This window comes from Calothrix sp. NIES-3974, from assembly GCF_002368395.1.
GTDB lineage: Bacteria > Cyanobacteriota > Cyanobacteriia > Cyanobacteriales > Nostocaceae > NIES-3974.
In genome coordinates this window covers 2,408,307-2,431,904 of sequence record NZ_AP018254.1, presented here as the reverse complement: position 1 = coordinate 2,431,904, position 23,598 = coordinate 2,408,307, and the positions used below count along the sequence as shown (strand labels likewise).

At 42.7% G+C, this 23,598-nt stretch carries 20 protein-coding genes and 1 pseudogene; 12 read left to right on the top strand and 9 right to left on the bottom strand.

The features are described 5' to 3' along the window. Positions 1–285: 285 nt before the first annotated feature. The 6 genes from CDC37_RS09565 to rpmH all read right to left on the bottom strand — a co-directional run bounded on the left by CDC37_RS09565 (position 286) and on the right by rpmH (position 3,698). A complete protein-coding gene (locus CDC37_RS09565; RefSeq protein WP_096626055.1) occupies positions 286–792 on the bottom strand; it encodes a YceD family protein in 507 nt (168 codons plus the stop codon). Between the two features lie 106 nt (positions 793–898). Beyond that, a complete protein-coding gene (locus tag CDC37_RS09560) occupies positions 899–1,417 on the bottom strand; it encodes a Jag family protein (RefSeq protein WP_172892771.1) in 519 nt (172 codons plus the stop codon). Positions 1,418–1,419: 2 nt separating this feature from the next. After that, entirely contained in the window at positions 1,420–2,562 is a 1,143-nt protein-coding gene (gene yidC, locus CDC37_RS09555; RefSeq protein WP_096621550.1) for a membrane protein insertase YidC, read from the bottom strand. A gap of 177 nt (positions 2,563–2,739) precedes the next feature. Continuing rightward, on the bottom strand, positions 2,740–3,132 hold the full coding sequence (locus CDC37_RS09550; RefSeq protein ID WP_096621549.1) for a PH domain-containing protein: 393 nt from the start codon (positions 3,130–3,132) through the stop codon (positions 2,740–2,742). After that, positions 3,119–3,526, bottom strand: coding sequence for a ribonuclease P protein component (rnpA, locus tag CDC37_RS09545; protein WP_096621548.1), 408 nt, complete (start codon positions 3,524–3,526; stop codon positions 3,119–3,121). The genes CDC37_RS09550 and rnpA overlap by 14 nt, the downstream gene beginning before the upstream one ends. A gap of 37 nt (positions 3,527–3,563) precedes the next feature. Further along, on the bottom strand, positions 3,564–3,698 hold the full coding sequence (rpmH, locus tag CDC37_RS09540) for a 50S ribosomal protein L34 (protein WP_096621547.1): 135 nt from the start codon (positions 3,696–3,698) through the stop codon (positions 3,564–3,566). Between the two features lie 183 nt (positions 3,699–3,881). Here rpmH and CDC37_RS24175 point away from each other — a divergent pair, with 183 nt between their 5' ends. Then, positions 3,882–4,097 carry a hypothetical protein gene (locus CDC37_RS24175; RefSeq protein ID WP_231943352.1) on the top strand — a complete coding sequence of 72 codons (216 nt, stop codon included), beginning with the start codon at positions 3,882–3,884 and terminating at the stop codon, positions 4,095–4,097. Here the strand turns inward: CDC37_RS24175 and CDC37_RS09535 are convergent. After that, positions 4,094–4,594, bottom strand: coding sequence for a DUF2808 domain-containing protein (locus tag CDC37_RS09535; RefSeq protein ID WP_096621546.1), 501 nt, complete (start codon positions 4,592–4,594; stop codon positions 4,094–4,096). The two genes, CDC37_RS24175 and CDC37_RS09535, sit on opposite strands and share 4 nt — an antisense overlap. Before the next feature lie 860 nt (positions 4,595–5,454). On the opposite strand from CDC37_RS09535, the gene CDC37_RS09525 reads away from it, so the two are divergent. The 5 genes and pseudogenes from CDC37_RS09525 (at position 5,455) to patX (ending at position 11,925) form a co-directional block, all read left to right on the top strand. Beyond that, positions 5,455–5,691 carry a hypothetical protein gene (locus CDC37_RS09525; protein ID WP_096621544.1) on the top strand — a complete coding sequence of 79 codons (237 nt, stop codon included), beginning with the start codon at positions 5,455–5,457 and terminating at the stop codon, positions 5,689–5,691. Between the two features lie 214 nt (positions 5,692–5,905). Continuing rightward, positions 5,906–7,684: an ATP-binding protein gene (locus tag CDC37_RS09520; protein WP_096621543.1), complete on the top strand. Its 1,779-nt coding sequence runs from the start codon at positions 5,906–5,908 to the stop codon at positions 7,682–7,684. A 291-nt stretch (positions 7,685–7,975) separates the two neighbouring features. Further along, a pseudogene (locus CDC37_RS09515) lies at positions 7,976–8,785 on the top strand (IS5 family transposase). Between the two features lie 1,003 nt (positions 8,786–9,788). Next, on the top strand, positions 9,789–11,600 hold the full coding sequence (locus CDC37_RS09510) for an FAD-dependent oxidoreductase (RefSeq protein WP_096621542.1): 1,812 nt from the start codon (positions 9,789–9,791) through the stop codon (positions 11,598–11,600). 103 nt (positions 11,601–11,703) lie between these two features. Further along, positions 11,704–11,925, top strand: a complete 222-nt coding sequence (patX, locus tag CDC37_RS09505; RefSeq protein ID WP_096621541.1) for a heterocyst-inhibiting protein PatX — start codon at positions 11,704–11,706, stop codon at positions 11,923–11,925. A gap of 1,282 nt (positions 11,926–13,207) precedes the next feature. Here patX and CDC37_RS09500 read toward each other — a convergent pair. Further along, positions 13,208–14,809: a cellulase family glycosylhydrolase gene (locus tag CDC37_RS09500; protein ID WP_096621540.1), complete on the bottom strand. Its 1,602-nt coding sequence runs from the start codon at positions 14,807–14,809 to the stop codon at positions 13,208–13,210. A 1,226-nt stretch (positions 14,810–16,035) separates the two neighbouring features. On the opposite strand from CDC37_RS09500, the gene hisD reads away from it, so the two are divergent. The 5 genes from hisD (at position 16,036) to CDC37_RS09485 (ending at position 21,064) form a co-directional block, all read left to right on the top strand. Further along, complete coding sequence (hisD, locus tag CDC37_RS09495; RefSeq protein ID WP_096621539.1) at positions 16,036–17,454, top strand: histidinol dehydrogenase; 1,419 nt, start codon at positions 16,036–16,038, stop codon at positions 17,452–17,454. 456 nt (positions 17,455–17,910) lie between these two features. Then, complete coding sequence (locus CDC37_RS25195; protein ID WP_231943351.1) at positions 17,911–18,573, top strand: peptidoglycan-binding domain-containing protein; 663 nt, start codon at positions 17,911–17,913, stop codon at positions 18,571–18,573. Next, positions 18,554–19,117 carry a peptidoglycan-binding domain-containing protein gene (locus CDC37_RS25190; RefSeq protein ID WP_231943349.1) on the top strand — a complete coding sequence of 188 codons (564 nt, stop codon included), beginning with the start codon at positions 18,554–18,556 and terminating at the stop codon, positions 19,115–19,117. Before CDC37_RS25195 ends, CDC37_RS25190 begins: the two co-directional genes overlap by 20 nt. Next, positions 19,054–19,239 carry an SPOR domain-containing protein gene (locus tag CDC37_RS25655; protein WP_330220846.1) on the top strand — a complete coding sequence of 62 codons (186 nt, stop codon included), beginning with the start codon at positions 19,054–19,056 and terminating at the stop codon, positions 19,237–19,239. Before CDC37_RS25190 ends, CDC37_RS25655 begins: the two co-directional genes overlap by 64 nt. Before the next feature lie 307 nt (positions 19,240–19,546). Next, positions 19,547–21,064, top strand: a complete 1,518-nt coding sequence (locus tag CDC37_RS09485) for a sensor histidine kinase (RefSeq protein WP_096621538.1) — start codon at positions 19,547–19,549, stop codon at positions 21,062–21,064. A gap of 65 nt (positions 21,065–21,129) precedes the next feature. Here the strand turns inward: CDC37_RS09485 and CDC37_RS09480 are convergent, their stop codons facing one another. After that, positions 21,130–22,050 carry a Sll0314/Alr1548 family TPR repeat-containing protein gene (locus CDC37_RS09480; RefSeq protein ID WP_096621537.1) on the bottom strand — a complete coding sequence of 307 codons (921 nt, stop codon included), beginning with the start codon at positions 22,048–22,050 and terminating at the stop codon, positions 21,130–21,132. 811 nt (positions 22,051–22,861) lie between these two features. Here CDC37_RS09480 and CDC37_RS09475 point away from each other — a divergent pair. Continuing rightward, entirely contained in the window at positions 22,862–23,572 is a 711-nt protein-coding gene (locus tag CDC37_RS09475; protein WP_096621536.1) for an ABC transporter ATP-binding protein, read from the top strand. Positions 23,573–23,598: the final 26 nt, after the last annotated feature.

Genomic DNA, 23,598 nt, shown 5'->3' with positions numbered 1-23,598 from the left:
AAGTCTTCTGCGAAAACTATGGGGAAGGGTTGTTAAAGCTAGGGAGTTGGTAAAAATGCAAACGCTCCGAACCTGTATTTTTCGTGAGTTAACGATTAGCCTTGAGTAACAGTTTAATTTTCTATCTACTCCCCACTCCCAAGGAAGAAGCAGGTTTTAGGGGATGTGGGAGAAATTTGGATTTGAGCCAGAAGCAAAGCTGGACGGTTAAAACCGTATCGCTGTTTTTGCCGTTCGCATTGAAGTCTTCTCAGTCTTCACAGTCAACTGCAACTTAGCGCCAATTTAATTGGATAATTTATTCTTTAAGGCTTGTAAAGAAGCCCAACGACTATCCACAGGAGTTTCCGTTTCCCCTTGACCTTGTGGTTGAATACCCGGACAACTCAGGTTACATAATTGACGTTGGGGAATTTCTAAACACAACTGTTGATACAACCACTCCTGGACATCAAAATAACCTTGAGGGGAAACACTTTCAACTAAATCTTCCATTGCTACTTCCCGCTCAATATTAAACTCATCGTTTTCCGCTTCGGGTTCCTGCAACCAAATTATTTCTGAAGCATTGGTGACTAAACGATGATTGTACTGCTGAAGACAGCGATCGCAGGTACAGGTAATAATTGTTTCCACATGACAAGAAACCTGGAGAAAGTTCCCGTGATGTTCTACCCGAACTTTACCCCGAACGGGGGTCAAAGTCTCTAAGTCAGCTAAAAATGCTTTTACTTCTACTTCCTCGCTTTTCTGGGGTGCTTGAGCGAGGTTGGGAATAAAAATCGGTTCCATTTGTTTCAATGGGGAGAGAAGGAAATAAATAGGCAAGTACATCCCACCACTAGACCCACTGGGTTAGTGTGGGGTTTCTTGCTTGCAAGGTTCCGAAAAACCAGGACTAATAGTCAGACTCACCGACAGATTCCGACGCAATGCGGACAATTAATTGACGGTTTGGCTCCTTTCCTTGGCTGAAGGTTTCTAAATCAGGATATTCCTTTAAGAACTGGTGAACTAATCGACGTTCCGAGGAACTCAGAGATTTGATTTCCACCCGTTGTCCCGTGGTACGTACCTGTTCCATTGCTGATTGTGCGATCGCCCGGATTTCTGTTTGACGTTTGAGTCGATAGCCATCCAATTCAATTGTATAGGAACCCTGTTGTTCTGGAGGTTGATTCAGATTGAGGGTGGAGTTGGCTAAATATTGCAATGCATCTAAAACTGCACCATTTGCACCAATCAACTCTTGAATCTGTTCGGGAGTTAAATCCCGCTCATCAATGGTCAGCCAAAAAGATTCACCATCTTCTAAAGTATCAATTACCTTTTTACCTGTGACAGCAGCAGAAACCCCAGCCAATTTTAACAGCTTACCCAGCCATTCCTGTCCCCGTTCTATTTGACTATTGGCCATAATTAACCTGCGGCTTTTTTCTTAGAACTTTTCGGTTCAAAAGGTAGGGATTTTTGTTCTGTTTGTTCCTGTTTGGCTTGGGAATCAACAATTTTTTGTAGTTCTTCCGGTAGGGGTTCGCGAGACAAAATATAGGTTTGTAAGGTCTGGAAAATATTACCAATAACCATATACATCAACACTCCCGCAGGTAGGGGAAAGAACAAAAACATTCCCGAAAAAATTACTGGGGTAATCTTATTCACCGTATCCTGCTGGGGATTGGCATTAGTTGAGTTTTGCCCAGATAATACTTGGCTAACATACAAACTCACCCCAAAGAATGCCACCATTGCCACAATATCCCAGTGGATAGTACCATCAGGGTCAATTGCACCGACGTGACCTAAAGCAGTAATAAACAAAAATCCCGTATCCGCAGCCAACCCAGGAATTGTCCCCTGAATGGTCACATCTCCAGGTTGTAATGCCTCCACATTACCCTCTGCATCGATTTTAACCCGTTCTTGCCCCTTAATCACCTTCCACTCAGGGGTCAGTTTCACATCCGGGTGTTCTGCCATCACCGCTGTAAATGGTCTACCTGTATCAGTTTGATACTCAATTTTGGTATGATCACCCACTGCGAGTTTATTCCCACCAGGGATAATTGCCAATACCTTTAAATGCTCCCCATCGGCTACATAAATATTTTGGGGTGCAGTAGCAAAAGCTTGAGGTTGAATTCGCTCAATTTGCTCGGCAGGCAAAATTTGTAAATTGACAGTATAGTTGGCTCCAGCAAACGGCGAACCTCGCAACGTCGCAAATAGGGCCAATAAAACAGGCATTTGCAACAGTAAAGGTAAACAACCAGACAGGGGATTACCAAACTCCTGCTGTACCTTCATCATTTCTTCCTGTTGCTTTTGCGGATCGTCTTTAAATCTTTCCTTCACCTCCTGCATCCGCTTTTGCATCAGTGGTTGGACGATGCGCATTCGTCGCATATTCCGAATCTGTCCAGCACTAAGGGGATAGAGTGCTGCACGGATAATTAAAGTTAATGCCACAATTGCCAATCCATAGCTGGGAATTATGCTATAGAACAAGTCTATGATTGGCAACATGACATTATTCGAGAGAAACCCGATACCGAAATCCATTATTCTGAATTCAACCTGTATGTAAACTGTTTCTTGTCTAATTTATCGAAATTGGGAACTGTGGGGGATTAGGTTTGACTACGGATCGCCGCACACAGCCTAAATAATTAAATCATCTAAATAATCGGGAATCATCCAGTTTGTGTTTGCCAATCGCCTCACAACCGAATCTCCCGGTTATTTTTTTGTTGCTGGCACATAATCGGGATTTTTGTCCATTACCCGCTCGTTAATATAATCGTAGACTTCCCGAAACTTAGGTATAGCCCGTAACTCTAAACGGGAACCATTGCGTAAAGTAATCACCATATCCCCCCATAATCCTAATCCACGGGGAACCTTGACTATTTTGACGATTTCTGAGTAAATCACATCACTGCGATCGCGACCCATCCATCCACCAATCACCGAAACCCGTCGATTCGTAATCCGAAACCGTAGCCACAAAGCTCGAACAATCGCTCCAATGGTCAGGGGAATACCTAAAACCGTAAACCCAATCAGAACATTTAAAATTAAATCTCCGATATGGGGACCACCCTCAAAATAAACTTCTTCACGAATACCCATTTAATACCTCGGCTTGCGTCAATAACTGCTTTAATTCTTGCAGAAATTGTTGTCTTACGCACCCTTGTTCTACCACTGTCGGTTTCACAATTAATACTAACCGCCATCCTGGAGCCATTTTCGGCAATAAATCCCACAAAAATGTCGTAATTTGCCGTTTAATCTGGTTACGCACCACCGCACGCTTACTTACCTTTGTACTCACAGAAATTCCTACTTGGGTAGCGGGCAATTCGCACAAACGCAAATTGGCAGAATCCTGAGAAGACATGGTACGCGACAACGGTGGTAAAGCCCTTAAGGTCAGGTAATCACCTTGACGACGAATTCCTTCCCGGAAAACTGCCTGAAAATCTTGACGAGATTTAAGTCGATGTCGTTTTGGCAAAGCCACAATCTAATTACAATAGTGAGTTGCTGTTTGCGTCGATCTACACACTCAAACGATAGCGTCCCCGACGACGACGTGCTTTAATCACGTTCCGACCATCTGGTGTCCGCATCCTTGCACGAAATCCAGATGTTCTTTTGCGTTTACGACAAGTTCCTCTTAATGTCCTTTGCATCTGCTCAATCCTCTTCGCTAATTTATCTGAATGCCACAATCTATCATATTATCACCCGGAATTTAATTTTTGATGCACCATTGGCTCATCATAGGGTCTGGGGAATTAAGTTTTTATCGGGTGAGTAGGGAAGAGGGAGTAGGAAGTAGGAATAATTTGTTTAAATGATTTGGTTGTTTTCCAATGACATGGAGGACTTGTTGGATGAAATCTGGTTGTAAATTAGGAAGAGACGACCCACCGGGTAAATCAAGTAGAGACGACCCACCGGGTCGTCTCTACTTGAGGGTTAACCGTCAACAAATCAAACGGGAAATACGTCAGTGTGCAGGTTGTGGTGTTAGCAGTACATGTGGGCTACTCCCCATTCCCAACTCCCGATTCCCTATTCTCCCCTAATTAATACTCATAATCCAAGTACCGATGTAGCGAGGAAGGGGAATATCTCCCGGTGCTTGGGTAAGACAATTCAAATTATACATCCCTGTTGCCGGATTTTTAACATTGGAAAGAATAATTTCGGCACTTGTACCAGCAGGGATGGGTTCTTGTAATGTGATTCGTACAACCCGACTTTCCTTATCCCATTCCGTGTTTGCTAGGGGAACTTTTCTACCCCGCACTTTCACTTCCATGCTTCTGGGGTCGAATTTACCATTAAAATAATCAGGGGTGGAAATAATAAATTCAGCAACCGCCGTTTGTAAACGCTTACCATCAACCCGCAAATAGTAACGATCCCAATTATTGGCCTGCGCTCCAAAATCTGTACGGTAGCTTAGTTGATTTTTGCGATCGACACCGCTCCACAGGGTAAAACCTTCCGCAAGGCTAACTGCGGGAACAGCAGACAATAAACAACCACTCATCACAACAGCAGCAAGTAAACGTCGCATTTTCTCAGCTCCTAAACCTGTATATTGAAATTCTCAACTCGCGCCAAAAGTAAAGCCGTGTAATTAAAACTTTACATAATTTATGATTTCACATAGGCCCATTAGACGTTACATCTTGGGTAAATGTGCCAGCAAAGCTGATATCTTTAATGTTGGCAACAATTTTGTTGTCAATCGTCAAGTCGATTATAGAGGTTTTCTCGCCCTTGTTTTGTGTGGGAATATATCAGTGCCTGTTTCAGGTGGTGATTTTGTGATTTTGATGAAGATTTGACCAGAATATCTCAAATTTGCCATAGCGGTTATACCGTTTTGGTTTGTTGAGGGTTGACTGGTGACGATTGACTTCGCTGTATGTAGAGGGAGTGTAGTTCTAGCCCGGAAAAAGCTTTAGTATAAAGCGTTAAAGCACAAATACGTGCTAGAGGCGTACAATAAACATGGTTCCCACAAATGTCTCATTTTTTCGGACTTCAGTCGGATACAGGTGCTATTTCCCCTCCTGCAAACTGCTAATGGTTTTGTTGAGCGATTATTTTTACCCTTCCCACGGAATACCAGTCATTGTGATTGTCACCACAAAAGAATACGGTTAAGGGGAGACGATTGTGTCAAAATTACAGAAATTTCCGACATCATAGCAACTAATTTTTCGTGTCGCATCGAAAGGAGACAACGACGGGTATACTTTGGTCAGATAATTTGGTCAGATAATTATGTGCTGGTGGTGTTTCCATTTTCAACCCCAGGGGACAATTTCGCTAAAAATATCACTTGTTGATTTTTTCGGTTCCGGAATCAACACCTATGTTCGGTAATCCTGAAAAGAAAACCTGAAAACATCTATCCCATTCAAAACTATGCATATGCAAGACAAAACAAACGAAGTACCACAACGACTAGCTGAGAAAGTTGAGATTGCAATCCGCTTGGATTCGGAATTGCTCGAGCAAATCCAACATCTGACTAACGACCCTAGCAAGGTAATTGAGGTGGCAATCCGTCAGTGGTTAAGGGGTGAAACCACCCGTGACGATGAATTAACTCGTACCCCCGTTCGACGCTCTGTACCCCCCCGTGGCGAATGGAATGATTAGGACAGTATACATACGGGGGCTAATCAATCAAATGGTTTCCCCCGCTTGCCGATTAGGTTAAGATTAATTAAGAAAAGTTAAAAAACAAGTGCGTGATGACTGTATAACCAAGAAAACAAAATTTCCCAGTTTTTCAGATGTAAAATTTTATGCCAAACTTTAAGCAGCTACCGTCCAAATTTCTGGTTATAAATTCTCTATAAAAAGTTTAGCCATGCGCATTACAGCTAATTCTCGCCGACAGCATTTATACTCACAACAGTTTCAATCAGACGTAAAAGGGACAGGTCGTACTGATAGTGATCAGAGTACCAACCAGTTAGGGGATAAATTAGGTTCGGAATTAGTGTTTGTTCAGGATGGGGAGGGACGATATCTGACCTATACTTGGCAAGGTAGTGAAAAATTTGGCTTTAGTTTGGAGAATGTGGTTGGTTTTGGTTTGGAGGATGATACCTTTAAGCCGGTGGATGGGAATGTTTATCGGCAACGTTTGCAAAGGATTTTAACGACCTTAGTACCGGAGCGTTGTCAGGTTTGGTTTCGTTATCAGCAGCATTCCTTTGAGTTGGATTTGGTAATGAGTCCGGTAATACCACCGGTGGGGGAAGTAGGCAAAACGGTGTTGGTGATGGGGAGGTTATTACAGTCTCAGCCTTACCAACGGGATTTACGGTTAGTAGCAGCAGTACCGACTCAATTGGAATTAGCACTGCGATCGCAACAACACCAAAAGATAGTTAATCGGATTACTCGCAATATTCGTCGGACTTTGGATCTAGATGTAATTTGGCAGCAAAGCGTTGATCAGTTGGGAGAAGGGTTACAACTACAGCGCTGCGTGATTTATCCCTATACCAAAGGCGATCAGATTTTGCGTCCCCAGGCAGAATATCACCAACCCCACATGGAGTCAATTTTGACCGTTGATGTGGATATTACTAAAGAACCAGGTTTGGAGGAAGCCATCAACACCCTTGCTCCCGTGGTGATTGAACAACCTCAAGGAGAACACTGGCGATCGCACAAATTACTTGTATTTCCCACCAGTCACCAGGATGAAGTAAATGGGTTAATTGCGGTATCAATTTGTAATGAGTGTTACCCTTTGACTGCGGTGGAGTTAGAATTAGCCAAGGATGTGGGTGATCAATTAGGAACCGCGATCGCCCATGCAACTTTATATCGGGAGTTAGTTCAAGCTCGTCAAGAAGCGGAGGAAGCAACGCAACGTAAAAGCGAATTTCTTGCCAATGTTTCCCATGAAATTCGTACTCCCTTAAATGGAATTATGGGGTTTTTAAAGCTGATTTTGGACGGGATGGCGGATGGTCGAGAGGAAGAAGAGGAATATTTACACGAAGCTCACAAGTTATCCCTACATCTGTTTGATATTATTCAGGATATTTTGGATTTTGCCAGAATCGAAGCGGGTAAAACCGATATGGTGATGGATTCGGTAAATTTGGCCGAATTATTTACCGATGTTGGTAATGCCATGCGCTTACAAGCGGAACAAAAAAATCTCAGCTTTCAAATGCACCTACCCGATACCCCCGACGAAATCATCGTCTACGGCGATTATTTGCGTCTGAAACAGGTGATGATCAACCTGGTGGGGAATGCCATCAAATTTACCCATGAAGGGGGAATTACGGTCAATGCGGACGTAATTCGTAATAAAAATATTTTTGCCAACCGTGAATCTGGGGATATGGTGAGAATCCGGGTTGCCGATACGGGAATCGGTGTTTCCCTTGATCAACAAGATAAACTATTCCAATCCTTTTCCCAAATCGATGGTTCCCGTACCCGTCAATACGGAGGAACAGGTTTAGGATTGGCCATATCCCAAAAATTAGTGGAAGCAATGGGAGGAGAAGTTAATTTTTACAGTCTGGGTGAGGGACTAGGATCTACGGTGACTTTCACCATCCCCCTCCATCAAACACCCGTACTAGTCAGTGAGGAAGAACCAGATTTAGGATTTTAGATTTTAGATTTGGGATTTTTAATTAGGATCTGCGGAAAAAGTCTTTTCGTGAGGGTGGGGAATAGGAGTAGAGACAACCCGATGGGTCGTCTCTACAGGGAATGATTTTGGAAAATTCCATATTTGGGAAATTCATTATTACCTGAAACTCTTCAAAACCGAAAACCTATGACAAACTAGTCATTGCTCAATTCTCTTATAGGGTGTTTATAAAAAAAATAAAGGACACCGCAATTATTTCCCAGAACATTTACTCTACTTAATAAACAAGTAGCATTTTTACTGGGTGCCATGAGTCGAAAACCTGATCCTACAGATGTTTCTGATGCAGAATGGGATTTAATAAAATCCATGATTTCAGCAGAACCTAAGCGCAAACCTGGAAAAAACGTGAAGTTGATATGCGGGAAGTGGTGAATGGCATATTTTACATTTTGCGTGCAGGTTGTTCTTGGCATTCGGGTTGCCTCACGATTTGCCAGCATGGCAAACAGTGTACTCATACTTTCAACGTTGGCAACGTAAAGGAATTTGGCAGAATGTTCATTCTGCTTTGCGATCGCAGTTAAGAGAACTTGACGGACGAGACGCACAGCCATCCGCAGGAATTATAGATCCCCAAAGCGTTAAAACAACTGAAAAAGGAGGAATTGACGGTTATGATGCCGGAAAAATATTAATGGTCTTAGACGTCATATCCTCGTAGATACGATGGGTTTTATTTTAATGGTAGTTGTACATGCGGCCTCGCTTCAAGACCGTGATGGGGCAAAGCTAGTACTCGACAGAATCTTCTATTCCTTCCCAAAATTACGTTTAATTTGGGCAGATGCTGGATATGCAGGAAAACTTGTGGATTGGGTCAGACACTTTATCGGTTGTGCGATTAAAATATTCAAACGTTCCGATGACACTTCTGGATTCAAAATTTTGCCTCGACGTTGGGTTGTCGAACGTACGTTTGCATGGTTAGGTCGCTATCGCCGTCTGAGTAAAGACTACGAATACTATCCCCAAACAAGTGAAACCATGATATATGCTGCTATGACGCATCTGATGTTGCGTAGATTAGTTCGTAATCGCAGGTGTTCATCCGCTTAATATTTATTTTATAAACACCCTCTTATAGTTCGTATGCGCTGAAATAAATTCTCTCCACTTTTTCAGCAAGCTCTAATTACACATGGCATGGAGTAATCTATGTAAATCTTGAAAAGAATAACGCTATACTCCTCTGGATTATATCCAAGCATACCAGAAAAAATTCAAGCGTGTCAACCCAGTGCTTATCAGTCCGATTATTCCGTGAAAAAGTTGAGAATAGAGTCATTAATATTGCGAATATAGCCGAAATAATTGAGAAAAAAGCTGTCAAGGCAAGGGTGAACAAATTTTTGCAGACAACGGCATAAGTAAAACTAATCAATAAATTGAGTGTCCGGAACTGAAACATTTTTGAGAAATAAGCCTTAAAGCCATACAGGATAAGGAGAATACACTACAGACTCAAAAATACTTGAAACTCAAATATAGCAAGAAACTATTTAAAACGATGTCAAAGTCTAGCTATGTATACATTTGAGTAGTTTTTCTGGCAACTTTTTTTCTCACACCATTTCACTCAAATTTTGACATATTTTCTTCCCCTGCTACCGAAAGCTCCCCATCAGGTATCAACTCCAAAGTAAAACAAAGTAATATCGTTTACGCCAATGCTTGCTACATATCAGGGGCTGTAACCGTTGATTATTCTAGTTTCATTTATTGCAAAGTACAAGAGAATCGATATAAAACGGTATCAGTTCCACTATCAGAAATCATATTTGATTTCGGAAACCCCGAAGCTTGTGGGAAAAAGTTTTATTTTTCGTCATACCGAACAACATTCAAGTTGGATTCCTATACCTCGCGTAAACCAGAACGCATGAAAGTGGTCTTTCCGACTCCCTCTGTATCAAGGGAGCATTACAGCCTACACCCATTACGGAGAAAGCTGACATTGAGAACAGAGTAATCCAAAATCCCAAATCCAAAATCGTATTACCTTGTATCCTCCACCCGGAATTGGTAACATTTGTGGTCAATTTCCAATTCAAAATCGAACATGCCCAATCAAACATTAACAGCCGACGTTCTTGTTGTCGGTGGCGGAACAGGGGGAACCGCAGCCGCCATATCATCCGCACGTCATGGAGCCAAAACAATTTTAGTCAGTGAATACCCTTGGTTAGGGGGGATGTTGACCAGTGCGGGGGTATCCGTACCTGACGGCAATGAATTAGCAGCATTTCACACGGGAATTTGGGGTGCCTATCTGCGGGAACTGCAACAGCGCCATCCGGAGGGACTCAACCATAGCTGGGTGAGTTTTTTTAGCTACGACCCACGTATTGGAGCAGAGATATTCGCAGATTGGGTCAGGAGTTTAGATAATTTACACTGGATTCGCGGAGAAACACCCCGACAAGTGCTACGGGAAAGCGATCGCATTATGGGGGTATGTTTCAACGAAATCACAGTCCATGCCCAAATTACCATCGATGGTACCGAACTAGGGGATTTACTCGCCCTGGGAGAAATACCCCACCGTTGGGGTTGGGAATTCCAATCAACCTGGGGAGAACCCAGCGCACCAGTTACAGCCAACGAAATCACCCAAACCTATCCCGTCCAGTCACCCACTTGGGTGGTCTACATGCAGGACTTTGGTGAGGAGGAAGCACCTATCATTCCCCCTGCACCCACCTACCAACCAGAAAAGTTTTTCGGTGCTTGGGATAACTACGGTGGCGAAAAATTCCTCAACTATGGTCGCTTACCGGGGGGAAAACTAATGTTAAATTGGCCGATCCACGGTAACGATTATGGTCTGGGCGTTGAAAATGCGATCGCATCCCCAACTCAAGCGGAAGAATTTTACCGCGCAGCAATTTGCCATAGTCAAAATTTCGCCCATTTTATCCAAACCCACCTCGGTCGTCGCTACGGTTTCGCCGATGGTGTATTTCCCCTATCCCACACCAGTAATTGTCAACTGCGGCAAACAGCCTCAACTACACCCACCGCTTTTGCATTTCACCCCTACTTCCGGGAAAGTCGGCGTTTAATCGGTTTAACCACCATTCGCGAACAAGATATCCTTCCCCAACCCGGTGGAAATGTGGCCATTCTCCATCCAGATCGTATTGCCGTCGGTAACTACGCCAACGACCACCATTATCCCGACTACAAATTTGATTTACATCCCAAATCCCTCCGTTGGGGAGGTAGATGGACTGGTACACCCTTTACAATTCCCTATCGCGCTCTGGTTCCAGTCGCAATCGACGGTTTTCTCGTCTGCGAAAAAAATATCTCCGTATCCCACATTGCCAACGGTGCAACCAGATTACAACCCGTCGTTCTCGGTATTGGACAAGCTGCTGGAACCGCAGCCGCACTGTGTATCCAAAACCAATGTCAAGTTCGGGATTTACCGGTAGAAATGTTGCAATTATCCTTAATCAAAGATTCACAATTCCCCGCTTTAATTACCCCAATATTTGATTTATTACCCCACCATCCTGACTGGGAAAACCTCCAAATCTATTATCTTCAAAACCCTAGCAATTATCCTGAAGATGGTCATATACAAAGTAATTATCAAGACAAGTACTTACACCCAAATCCAAATTCAGTAAAAACACTTAGGGGAAAAACCTATTTAGGTGTTTTCCAAAAACTTGCACCGCAGGATTACAGATTCACTCTTCAAGAACCAGAAGCCCTAGCTGGTGACACATGGCAAATTGTCACAATTGAACCAGATGTAAATCAGTCACTGCAACAAATTCAGGACTGCCAATTAATCAGGATTGAGGGAGAATATAACTCGGCGGGAAATTGGTTGTTGGCCAAAAAAATTTTTGTAGTCTAGTTATTTTTTCGGTAAAAAACAATACTTTTTCCCTAAACCATCCGGATGCAGCAAATAAAACTAAGTATCAGTGAAATGGAGAGTTTCAAAATAAACATCTATCATGCGAGTAGCCATTTCACTCTTAGTATCAACTATCATCTTTGGTGCTTTCGTTAGCAATGCAGATTCTGCCAGTCAGTTCGGTTCCCGTATTCAAGGCAATACAGTAGCCAAAGCCAGTGTCAGCAAAGGTTCCAAGCGTCCTACAAATCCTACCCCTCACCGTGGTAGTGGACGACGCGAAGTAATGCAGTATGGAAATGGTGGATTATACACTGTGTAGAAAATACATTGCTTTTTGTGGCTTATACAGACAAAGTTGATGTAGCAAGTTTTTTATTTTATTTGTGGAATCATTAACTAGGGTGTTCTTTTTGTCGTAACTTGTCTCAACTTGTTGCTATAATCGACAACTCCTGATTGGTCAAAACTGAGGGGGTTAATTGAATCTCTAGATAGTGGCTAGTCTCTGAAGATGTCTTCGGTGTATCTAGTTTCTGAATTGAAATCTCACAACTGTCAGCAAAATATCTGGATAAGGAAAAGGGATGTGAGGTGAGAGACAACTGACAAGCGTTAGTTAACCACTCAAATATCCTTGCAGACAAACCAATTAAATCGATCCAGAAATATTACCCATCAAAATTATGACAGGGTAAATTAGTCCCTACCAAACTGGCTACAGCTAGGTCATAATTACACGAGTAGGTTAGCAAATTTGGCTAACTAACCTTTGCTTGTCAAAACGGAGGATGAACCCAATCGTCCGAAATCTGAAGATTCTGATACTTACTCCAATGCTGATTGAGTCTAGTTTGAATTTGGGAATTAGTCATAGGGCTGATTCCCTCTCCCAAAATTGAGACTTTATGAATTAAAATTAATTAAGAAATCAACAACGAAATCAAAAAGCTTGTGTATTATATCACACTGTCGTATGTGTGACAAGTATTTTACTACTTATATTTGATTTCAGAAAAACACGTCACGTAGAGTTGCAAATGTTCATAAGTAGTAGTGCACAATTAATTTGACATTCCGAAAAGCTGAAATCTTTGTGGTTGCGACTTTTTGAGAAGGCTTCGCTAACGTTCCCAGTCCTGCGGATGCGCTACGGGTTTGCGCAGGATGACGAATATATTGCGCTATCTTTACTGTCATTGTCACCTGTTATATCGTTTTACCTTGGAGTTGATACTGATACATTTAGGTGAGCTTTCGGTCGCAGGGGAAGAAAATGTATCAAAATTTGAGTGAAATGGTATTAACCGTTAACAAACTAAAATAATATGCCAGTTAGGTAAGTCCTGGTTGAGAGGTTATTTGAAAAGTCGCTTTTAATACTTAACAAGCTCGTTTTTTGGGAGTGGGGAGTGGGGAATAGGGAGTAGTCGTCACGTAATGCCTACACCAAAACCGACAAAAGTTGATTTTTCCTACTCCCGACACCCGACTTACCTTCAAATATACTCTTTTATACTCTTTGAGCTTATTTCCTGTCTCCAAGAAGTGGTTAATAAAGTATTTATTGACACTTTCCAAACATTCTCTTAATATAATCGGAATTATTTAAGAGGTTTGACTTGAACATCTTGAGGTTGATAATCATTACCTAATTTGTGGGCACAAAAACCGATATCCCGGACTTGTTGAGGGTCGATGATTAGTCCCCAATCTGCTGGTTGGACTAAATACTTGTTTTTACTTTGTGGTTGAAAATTAGCATTCCAAGAATTGTATATACTAGCTTGATTCATTCTAAAGCCAAGTTGCCAAGCTTTTACTGAAGTATTAGTGGGATTGCGAACTTTGAAACTGATGCAAAATCCATTATTCCAGTTAGAGTACATATCCGTGACGACTTCCAGTCGATTGGCGATCGCGGGGGATGGTGGGGAATTACTGGGATTACTTGCTGGGGGAGGAGAAACACGAGCAACAGGAACTGGTGGAGGAGTAAACTTCACTGGTAAAAGTTGTGACAACAGGACTTGTTTGGGTGCGTCAATGGTTTGCCAATCATCCAGCAATATTCCCCCGGTATCGGAACTATTGGGATTCCAACTCCAGTAGGCAAAACCTAATTTCTGGTCGCGGATAAAGCGGACGAATTTATTTTGCCAAATTCCTTCGGTGGATTTGTTGTCAACCTGTCGCCCACCGAACTCACCAACCCAAATGGGAGCAATCTGACGACGAGCAAGGTAGTAAAATCCAATTTCCCAACGCTGAGGTAAATTACGGGGAAAGGATTTATCTTGGAAGTAGGGCATTTTCGCGACCCCTTCTCCGTATTCATGGGGTGAATAGACTAACTTGTGACGACGGGAAAGTCTGACTGGGAAACGACCTGCACCTTCTAAATTTCCTCCCCACCAATAATGGGTTTGTTTTTGTCCAGGAACGTTTTTTTCCACCCCTTCAACGATAATTAACCAGTCAGGATTTATACTTAAAATCGCATTGCCAGCTCGTTCTGCGGCTAATCTCCAATCGGTGAGGAGGTTATTGGTACCCCAACTTGCGCGTCCGTGGGGTTCATTTTTCAAGTCAGCGCCGATGACATTTTTTTGATTTTTGTACCGTTGTGCCAAAAGTTTCCAAGTATCGATCCAGTCCCCTTCGCTGTATCCATCTCCATACCAAAGTTCGGGAATGCGTTTGACATTGAGACGATGGCTATCCAAAATAATCAATAAATTTAGTTTATCAGCCTCTTGAATCACTGCGTCCATGACTTCTAGAGGTGTTTTCCCTTCTAATTCCTTGTTTGCTCCGATACTAAAATCAACGCCACTGATGGTATTCGCACGGAGAGCTTCGACGGCATAGGGAAGGCGAATGGTATTGTAGCCAAGTGATTTGATTTGGGCTAGCATTTCTTTGTAGTCCCTTTGCCAGAGACCGTGGGGGACATGGGTTTCCGTTTCCATGCCAAACCAGTTGACACCACGTAATAGAATTTCTTTGCCCTTAGCGTCGATAATTTTGGCACCACGGGTAGACAGGGGGAGACTTACGGGAATAGTCTGGGAATTGGCTGCTTGCACAATATTGGGTGTCCAGTCGGAAAATCCAGTGAGCAATAGGGCGATCGCGATCGCTAAAATCAGTATTTTGTGAAGTATTTTTAACTTTTTGCGAGATGAAAAATGCCACTTTAACATGGTAATTACTGAATTATCGGGAAGTTAGCTGTTTTTTTATACTTTGAATGGCGGGGATGGGAAAGCTACTCTGACTTAAATCATATGCAAGGATATAATTAGGGGTCATCGGTTAATTCGCTTAAATTCAAGTAGCAATTATAGTTTTATTTATGAAGTTTTCCAGATAGAAATTTGTGAAAAAAAGTGCAGCATAGAGTAATCTGTATATCGACTTTTATAACTGATTCTGTCCGTATATTCAAATTGCAATAGACTGTATTTAAATAAACGAAATTAATGGGATTTTGTATCTTAGTAAACAAAATGGGGTGAAAAACCAACATTTATGCATCTTTCAATGATGATAAGAATTTTGAATTGTGAGTATTAGAGTTGTTATCAAAGTCTGACAAGGAATGGAAATATCATCTACTATACATAAATTGAAAATTTCCGAAGTAATAGTGCCATAGTTAATACCGTTTTACTTGGGAGTTGATACCTGACGGGGAACTTTCGGGAGCAGGGGAAGAAAATATATCAAAATTTGAGTGAAATAGTATAAATTCTAATTTAAGCTTGAAAAAAACGATGGCACTTTCTACAACCTGACCTCAAAATGCGATAATTTAACCTGGGTCAAATTCCCATAGTGAAGATGAATTCATTGAATTGAAGTAGTTAGGAATAAAATCAAAAGCAAAGCTTAAGCTCCATGAAAGATTATTCGCGATACAAGCCTTTACAAATAGGAAGATAATATTCCGACAAACTTTGTTCCCTGATACCAAAAACTGGGATGATGATGTTAAAATTTATCCTACAGATTCAAAATAATTAACCAATCTCAAAACACCATGCTCAATCATAACTAGCCAAGCACCAGAACAGTTGGAAATTGCTAAAAAATCAATGAAAATATCCTCCTGTTTACCGTCTCCAGCCTTCGGTCTCCTAATTTCCTAGACGCAAGTCCCAAAAAACCAAAATGCTTGTTATATTAAGGATGTTTCCAAATTGCTAAAATCTTCCACAAACCAGCATGTCCTGCCCAATCACCACAACCACAGTCGATATGAACCACTTTGCCGTAGATGATTTTGAAATAAACTAGAAGTATCAAAAAAATCCAAGTTAAGCTAGATAGGGTAGAGTTAGGTTGACATTGCACCCACGTGGGGGTAAGAGCACCACTCAATCATCTTTGACGGGAATTGTTTCAAGGTTGGCATTGTCCTTTCTCCATGCTGCGAATTATTACTCAGCAGACAGACGTTAGAGGCGAACTCCAGCGAATCTGCGTTCGATCTGGACGGGATTTTCCAGGAGAGCATCGCGTTGTCGATCCCAAGGGTTACTCCCAGGACGAACAGCTTCTTCTCGAAGAGAAGCCGCGCGCAGCGCGTCTACATCAGGAAGCAACTGTGCGGGAGATTTTGCTGGCTGTTAAACGCCAGGGTAATCAGGCGGTAATAGATTATACTGCGGAATTTAATGGGCAAATTTTGACACCAGAAGAATTAAAAGTTTCCGGTTCCCAACTGGATGCAGCCTATCAACAAGTGTCGAAACCATTACTGAAGGCGATTCGTTTGGCTGCGCGGCAAATTGAAGCCTTTCATCGTCAACGTGTTCCGAAGAGTTGGGTGCATTTTGGGGATGATGAGGTGGTGTTAGGGAAACGTTATACCCCTGTAGACAGCGCAGGTATATACATACATGGGGGTCGTACAGCCTATCCCAGTGCGGTGTTAATGAATGGGATTCCAGCCAAAGTAGCTGGGGTTCCGCGTATGGTGATGGTGACACCGATGAGGGGGATGGGAAAGGATATCAATCCTGCGATTTTGGTTGCAGCGCAGGAGGTGGGTATTCATGAGATTTATCGGATTGGGGGTGTACAAGCGATCGCGGCAATGGCCTATGGAACGGAAACGATTGGGAAGGTAGATTTGATTGTGGGAGGGGGGGATATATATATTTCCCTAGCGAAAAAGCAGTTATTTGGCTGTGTGGGAACCGATAGTTTGACAGAAACCAGCGAAATGGTAATTATCGCTGATGATACGGCAAATCCCATCAATGTGGCCACCGATTTAATTGCCCAAGCGGAACGGGAACCAATGGCAGCAGCAATTTTATTTACAACGGATGCGGGGTTGGCGAAAAATGTGTATGTGGCGATTGAACGGCAATTGGTAGACCATCCGCGACGGGTGGAAACGGAGAAATCCCTAGCCCATTATGGGTTGATTGTGGTGGTAGAATCTTTGAAGGCGGCGGCAGAATTGGTCAATGATTTTGCGCCAGCACGGTTAGAACTGCAAGTGGAGGATGCTTGGGAGATATTACCATTGATTCGCCATGCTGGAGCGATTTTCCTCGGTCATGGGACACCGGAAGTGGTGGGGGATTATTTAGCAGGACCAAGCCATACCTTACCAACTTGTGGCAGTGCGCGGTTTAATTCACCCTTAAGTGTGGAAACCTTTTTGAAGCATTCAAGTATTATTCAATACTCACCTTCGGCTTTACGCAAAATTGCTGGAGCCATTGATATTTTGGCGAATGCGGATGATTTTCCTTCCCATGCGGATGCGGTGCGTCGGCGTTTGCAAGCGGAAAATTTGGAGTTGGATGGGGATGATTTGTTGGGACAATAATTGTAGGGCATTTTCGGGCTTGGGGAAAAATACGTTAATCAATCATATTTGCTGAAAATATACAAATATATACCGTAATTTTGCGTAAAATACGGGTATGGGGGTGTATTCATAGGTGAACCCCAAGGAGCTAGCATTTTGTCCCACTGACTTGAAGTGGGGGGGTAGGGGAAGAAAGACGCGTTGGAAGTTTTTATGACATCAGGTTTTTCCAGTTTTTGACTTTGACATCTACACAAACAGGACTTACGCAACGTTGATGCACGTAGTGTGGCTTCTTGCAGAGAAGATTTGTCATTGCGATCGAAACTAAGCTACGTGGGAAATTACTTTGCTGTCCCTTGTAATGACGCAGTAACGTTACTTTTGCCTAGGTCTGAACACAGTGGGATTCATCGATGTGGAGGGAATCCCGCTTACAAACATCAAATTACACCAATCCTCTTTGGCAGAACTATGGAAAATACTGGTTTTCTCAATTTGGTTTCTGGCAGCGATTTTAGTGAAAGTTTGGTTGTGGATAGTCAATCTCATTATACCTGTAGCTGGTGGAAATGGTCGTGGTTGGGAATTAGAAAATTGTTGCCGATTTTCCTCACATTGGCAATTGTGGGGATTGGGGAGCAAACGTTAGCAGCAAAAGTTGGCGATCGCGGTGCGTCCGTTACTAATATTCAAAGATGTCTAAGGCAATTAGGTATTTACAATGGCCCGATTACAGGTTATTTTGGTTCCCAAACGGAAACTGCTGTTCGCCAATTTCAATCTCGCAATGGAATTCCAGCCATTGGTGTAGTCGGTCCCCAAACTTCGCGAGCATTACAATCCCGTTGTCAAGCAGCTGCTCGTCCTCCTGTATCTCCGAGTAATCCTGGTGGGTTGAGGGTTGGTAGTCGAGGTGATGCGGTGTTACGATTGCAGCAAAATCTTCGCCAATTGGGATTTTATACTGGACCCATTACTGGTAACTTTGGTACTCAGACCCAACAAGCGGTAATCAGATTTCAAAGAGCCTATGGAATTACACCCGATGGAGTTGCAGGGAGAGAAACTTTAGACAAGATTGACTGTTTGATTGGGAAAAAACCGAAAAATCAATGTGGGGGGGGGTCAATATGAAACCCTTGAACCGGGTGATTACGGTCCACGTGTGACTAAATTACAGAAAAATTTACGTACTCTGGGCTATTTCAACCAAAATCCCACCGTTGTTTATGATGATTTAACTCGTGATGCTGTTGCTCGTTTTCAACGTGCTTACGGTTTACCGGTAACTGGAGTTGCTGACCGCAATACCCTATTTGCAATTGAAGAAGTGTTGAAACTTCCTCTCGAAGGATGTTCACCTAATGGTGGTAATGTCTGTCTAGGGGAAAGAAGTGAACGGGTTAGATCAATTCAACGACGATTATTGCAATGGGGATTTTTCCGGGGTAATGCGGATGGATTTTATGACCAATATACCCGTGATGCAGTCATTCAATTCCAGCGTTATCATCGACTTCCAGCGACGGGAATTGTTGATTATCAAACTTGGCAAACTTTAGGATTAAACGACGATAATAGAGGCAATGTACCCAAAAATAACTACGTTTCGCTATTCCCATTCGTAGTCATGATACCCTGGAGCGGGTACGGCGGATTATCCCCAATGCTCAATTAGCAAAATCCCGTAAAGGTGATTTTATCAACGCAGGTGCATTCTCGAATCGCAGTGACGCTGAAAGATTAACACGTCAACTACGCGATCGCGGTTTTGATGCACGGGTTGAGTATATCAACTAATTCCATGTTGGATTTGGGATTTTAGATTCGTTTTAGCATCGGAGACGCGATATATCGCGTCTCCTAAGGAATATTATGAGGATAAAGGAATTGCGATCGCAGTTGAAAACCCGATAAAATCGGTTGAGATAGTTCCTTTTCCCTTCAAACGGTAATTCCCCCTGACTAGTTCGGTTCTACCACTTCCATCTGCTTCCAAATCTGGGTACGCTCTTAATTGATGGGAATTTGGTAATTTTGCTATTTGCTATGAGTGGTTGCCAAATTCTGATCGATGATGAGACGCTGAAGGTGAGAGGTAAAACCTGTGTATAAATGGATTTTGCCAAGTATCGGTGAAGTGTTGGCAACATACACATCTACTCAGGGAAGATGGTTGCAAACAAGCGTGACCATGCTTGAGCAGGAAAAAGGAGAAACAGTTACTGATACCGATTTATCGGCAAAGGCTGAGTATCAGTGGCGTATCAGTATTGCGGCCATTGAAAAGTTATTACTAAATTACCTACCTTTGACCTCCAACTATAGAAAACATGGCTTTGTATTTGTCACCCCTGCTCCAGTTTTTTCTCACCCCTTAATTACCGAGCAATTGGAAACTATTACCTTCAGCAATCAAGGTTTCAATCGCTTGGCGTTAATGCCCTTTTCTACGTCCCATGATACCTGTATTCCGTCTCCGGATAGCACTATTCCCAGCGAGCGGGTTTTACCTCTACTTCCCGTTGATCCCATTACCCAGGAGTGTTTTTGTCTGGTTTTGACCGAGGAATTTTCCGTTGTCCTGGTGTTGACAGACAATCCAAAAACAGGTAAAGAATTTCAGTTTTCCTTTGATCCAGATGTGGTTAACCAGGTTTGGCAAGCATTAGCGGGAAGGGTTAAACTGGTGAATCCCAATTGGTGTGATAAACTAGACCATCTGATTCAACCTTACCTTGAATTAGAACCAGATTATCGGATTGTCAGTCAATTTAGCCAATTATTACTCAGCCAAATTCCTCACCATAGCAGCGAAAATATCCATCCCCAGCGTCCAGAATCACAAATTAGCAATACTCCCCAGGAATCACTACGCGATCGCACTCCACCTTCCCGTATAGATGCGGAATTACTCCAAGCCTTTGCCCACGAAGTTCGTACACCCCTAGCAACAATTCGTACCCTCGCTAGTTTGATTTTACGGCAAAAGGATTTACCCGCGAATTTGATTAAACGTATCCAAATGATTGAGCGGGAATGTTTGGAACAAATCGATCGAATGGAATTGCTATTTCGTGCTGCGGAACTGGAAACCTCAACAAATACCAAAAATCCATCCACCCACTTGACACCCATGTGTCTAGAGCAAGTTTTACAGCAAAGTATACCCCGTTGGCAACAATTTGCTACCCGTCGCAATTTAACTTTGGATGTGGTACTACCCCAAAAACTTCCCACTGTGGTTAGCAATCCGAATATGCTGGATCGAATGCTAACGGGATTAATTGAAAACTTTACTCGCAGTTTACCTTCCGGTAGCCATATCCAAGTTCAAGTAATTCCAGCTGGGGACCAATTAAAATTACAACTTTTACCCCTACCCCAATCTGACACAGATACGAGCCAAAATAACACAACTCCACCCCTTCGTAAAGCTATTGGCGAATTACTCATGTTTCAACCGGAAACAGGAACTATTAGCCTGAATTTAACTGCCACAAAGCACCTATTTCAAGCAATTGGGGGTAAATTGATAGTCCGTCAACGTCCCCAATATGGGGAAGTTTTAACGATTTTCTTACCCTTAGAAGGTGTGGATCATCCCCAATCGGTAGCTGGGTAAGAGGATTGGGGATTTTGTTGGGAATCGAAGACGCGATATATTGCGTCCATACTAGCATATTGATATTAAATCAAACTGGAGGCGCTATTACGGCGTTCTCGTTCGATTTGTCGAACTAGACCAGGGGGGAGTTGGTCTCGTTTTGCTAAAGCTTGATCGAAAAATGCGATCGCAGTTTCCATCATTTGTTTATTTTTGTCATCTCTAGCTTTAGCTCGCAGGATTTGGGCTTTGAGGTAGTGTAATTCCGGATTTTCTTTTGTATCTTTTAATGCTCTTTCCACATAGGTTAGGGCCTTGTCATAGTTTTTCAAATCTCGATAGGCGATCGCAATTCCCCGGTCTACGAGATAACGGGGTGCAGCGTTTTTTTCCAGTCTGGCAATTGCTTGTTCCGGGTTGGCAAAAGGTAGATTCACTGCCACCATCAAATCCATGTAACCCTTAATTAAATTTAATTCTGGGTCTTGGGGGGAAATTGCCTCTGCTTTATCTAAATATTCATATACCCGTCGCAACTTACTCAAAGCTTGTGGCGCACCACTAACGGTTCCCTCCCTACTCAAAATTACCGCACCTTCTAAGAAATGACCAACAGCCATGTATAAATTACCACGTAATGCATCACGACTGACCAATCTTTGGGCCGCAGAAAGGGTTTTTTCGGCATAGGTTGCTAAACCCGCCATGTCTTTGTTAGTGTAAGCAAAGGAAGCCTGCATGGCAAAAGCAAGGGGTTCATCGGTTTCAGAGGCGATCGCATCCTGTAAAATGGTAGCCGCAGCCTGGTAATTACCGTAACGGAAAACCTGATTAAAGGCAGCTTCGGTTTTGTCCCCGATGTGACGGGATTGGGTGGGACGAAAAGGGTCTCCAGCGAGGGAAGGAGCCGTTGTTAATACCAAGGTCAAAAAGAATCCCATTGCACTATGGACAATTTTGCTGGGAAGAAGAGAAGAGGGGGGTAAGGGAAAGCGTACAGCCATTCGTCACCTCAGAATAAATGCGGTTGCGGTTGTTTTTTTAGTTACTTAAAATTTTATCTTGACATTTAAACCAGATCCAGGTTGAAAATATCGATTTGGGAAAGGGGGTTTTGAAAGCGGAGGGGAAAGTATATAAGTTGCTACGCATTAAGTTGTATATTGACTACATTGTAATGATTTTGATGGTTGACTGTTGACAGCAAATCAAGTATTCATGTGATTTATATGGGTTGATTTATACATTTTAAATTGCGTATCCTGTCTCCTGTATTTTGTATTCTTGATTCCGTCTTTGACCTCGACCCTGCATTCTTGATCGAAGAACAGCAGAGCATCAGCAACTAAATTTGGGACTTGGGTAGCCAACACATTTGTTATTGTAGTGATTGTTGGGTGTGTACCGCTGGAGCTGGATTTTGACGTAGACGCGCTGCGCACGGTGTTTTCTGCGAACAGCTTCGTTTTGATCAAGTTAGGGAAAGAAGTGAGTTCTTAGTCTTGAGTCACAACTTGATTTTCTCCCTAATTCCTAGTAATCAGTTTGCGAATCTAAGTAGGTAGGTGTAATTACCCCCGTACAGACGCGATATATCGTGTCTCTCCCTGTACAGACGACCCGACGGGTCGTCTGTACTCCCTAATCTGTTATTGGTGAACCTGGGATTAACCACAATATTTTGTTCCCTGTTTGCGGAATCGGTTATTTTTGTAAATCCTTCGGAACTATCTGGTTCTAGACGGTGTAGTTAATCAGTAAGTTGCTGACGATTACAGAACTACTGGTAAATTGGTAAATTAATATATATTACAAATGCTCTATCTTAGAAATCTTAGTTATCATCCCACCGCATGTCCCGCACCGATTCTCAATAATATTAATCTCGAATTAGCTCCTAAACAGCTAGGATTAATTATTGGACCGAGTGGTTCTGGTAAAAGCACCTTACTGGAAATTCTCTCTGGATTAGCCGAACCGACATCAGGAGCGATGTTTTGGCATGAACAGGAATTAATCCCTGAACAGATGCAACAATTAGCTGGATTAGTATTTCAATTTCCCGAACGACATTTTTGCGGACGGACGATTTTAGAAGAACTGAGATTAGGACACCCGGAATTAACCAGCGATCGCGTTCGTGAAGCATTAAGTGCGGTAGGATTAGAAAATATCTCATTAAATGCGCCACCCCATGCTTTAAGCGGTGGACAACAGCGTCGTTTAGCCCTTGCGGTCCAACTCATCCGTCAACCCCATATTTTACTTCTCGATGAACCTACAGCTGGTTTAGATTGGTCAATGCGTCGCCAATTGGTAAAACTACTAGCTCAACTGAAGCAAAATTGGACACTTCTAGTTGTCACCCACGACGCAGGTGACTTACTCGATATCGCTGATAATTGCTGGAAAATTAAACAGGGGGAAATTACGGCATTGACCCGAAATATCTTAAATCTGGGTCAAGTAAAGAACCCTAACCTCTCCCTGGAAAATAAGGAACAGGGAGTAGGGAGTAGGGAGTAGGGGATGCTGGTGGGGATTGATTGCCT

Coding starts and splice junctions, on each gene's coding strand:
- CDC37_RS09565 (WP_096626055.1), bottom strand. CDS start 792: ATGGAACCGATTTTTATTCCCAACCTCGCTCAAGCACCCCAGAAAAGC.
- CDC37_RS09560 (WP_172892771.1), bottom strand. CDS start 1,417: ATGGCCAATAGTCAAATAGAACGGGGACAGGAATGGCTGGGTAAGCTG.
- yidC (WP_096621550.1), bottom strand. CDS start 2,562: ATGGATTTCGGTATCGGGTTTCTCTCGAATAATGTCATGTTGCCAATC.
- CDC37_RS09550 (WP_096621549.1), bottom strand. CDS start 3,132: ATGGGTATTCGTGAAGAAGTTTATTTTGAGGGTGGTCCCCATATCGGA.
- rpmH (WP_096621547.1), bottom strand. CDS start 3,698: ATGCAAAGGACATTAAGAGGAACTTGTCGTAAACGCAAAAGAACATCT.
- CDC37_RS24175 (WP_231943352.1), top strand. CDS start 3,882: ATGACATGGAGGACTTGTTGGATGAAATCTGGTTGTAAATTAGGAAGA.
- CDC37_RS09535 (WP_096621546.1), bottom strand. CDS start 4,594: ATGCGACGTTTACTTGCTGCTGTTGTGATGAGTGGTTGTTTATTGTCT.
- CDC37_RS09525 (WP_096621544.1), top strand. CDS start 5,455: ATGCATATGCAAGACAAAACAAACGAAGTACCACAACGACTAGCTGAG.
- CDC37_RS09520 (WP_096621543.1), top strand. CDS start 5,906: ATGCGCATTACAGCTAATTCTCGCCGACAGCATTTATACTCACAACAG.
- CDC37_RS09510 (WP_096621542.1), top strand. CDS start 9,789: ATGCCCAATCAAACATTAACAGCCGACGTTCTTGTTGTCGGTGGCGGA.
- patX (WP_096621541.1), top strand. CDS start 11,704: ATGCGAGTAGCCATTTCACTCTTAGTATCAACTATCATCTTTGGTGCT.
- CDC37_RS09500 (WP_096621540.1), bottom strand. CDS start 14,809: ATGTTAAAGTGGCATTTTTCATCTCGCAAAAAGTTAAAAATACTTCAC.
- hisD (WP_096621539.1), top strand. CDS start 16,036: ATGCTGCGAATTATTACTCAGCAGACAGACGTTAGAGGCGAACTCCAG.
- CDC37_RS25195 (WP_231943351.1), top strand. CDS start 17,911: ATGGAAAATACTGGTTTTCTCAATTTGGTTTCTGGCAGCGATTTTAGT.
- CDC37_RS09480 (WP_096621537.1), bottom strand. CDS start 22,050: ATGGCTGTACGCTTTCCCTTACCCCCCTCTTCTCTTCTTCCCAGCAAA.
- CDC37_RS09475 (WP_096621536.1), top strand. CDS start 22,862: ATGCTCTATCTTAGAAATCTTAGTTATCATCCCACCGCATGTCCCGCA.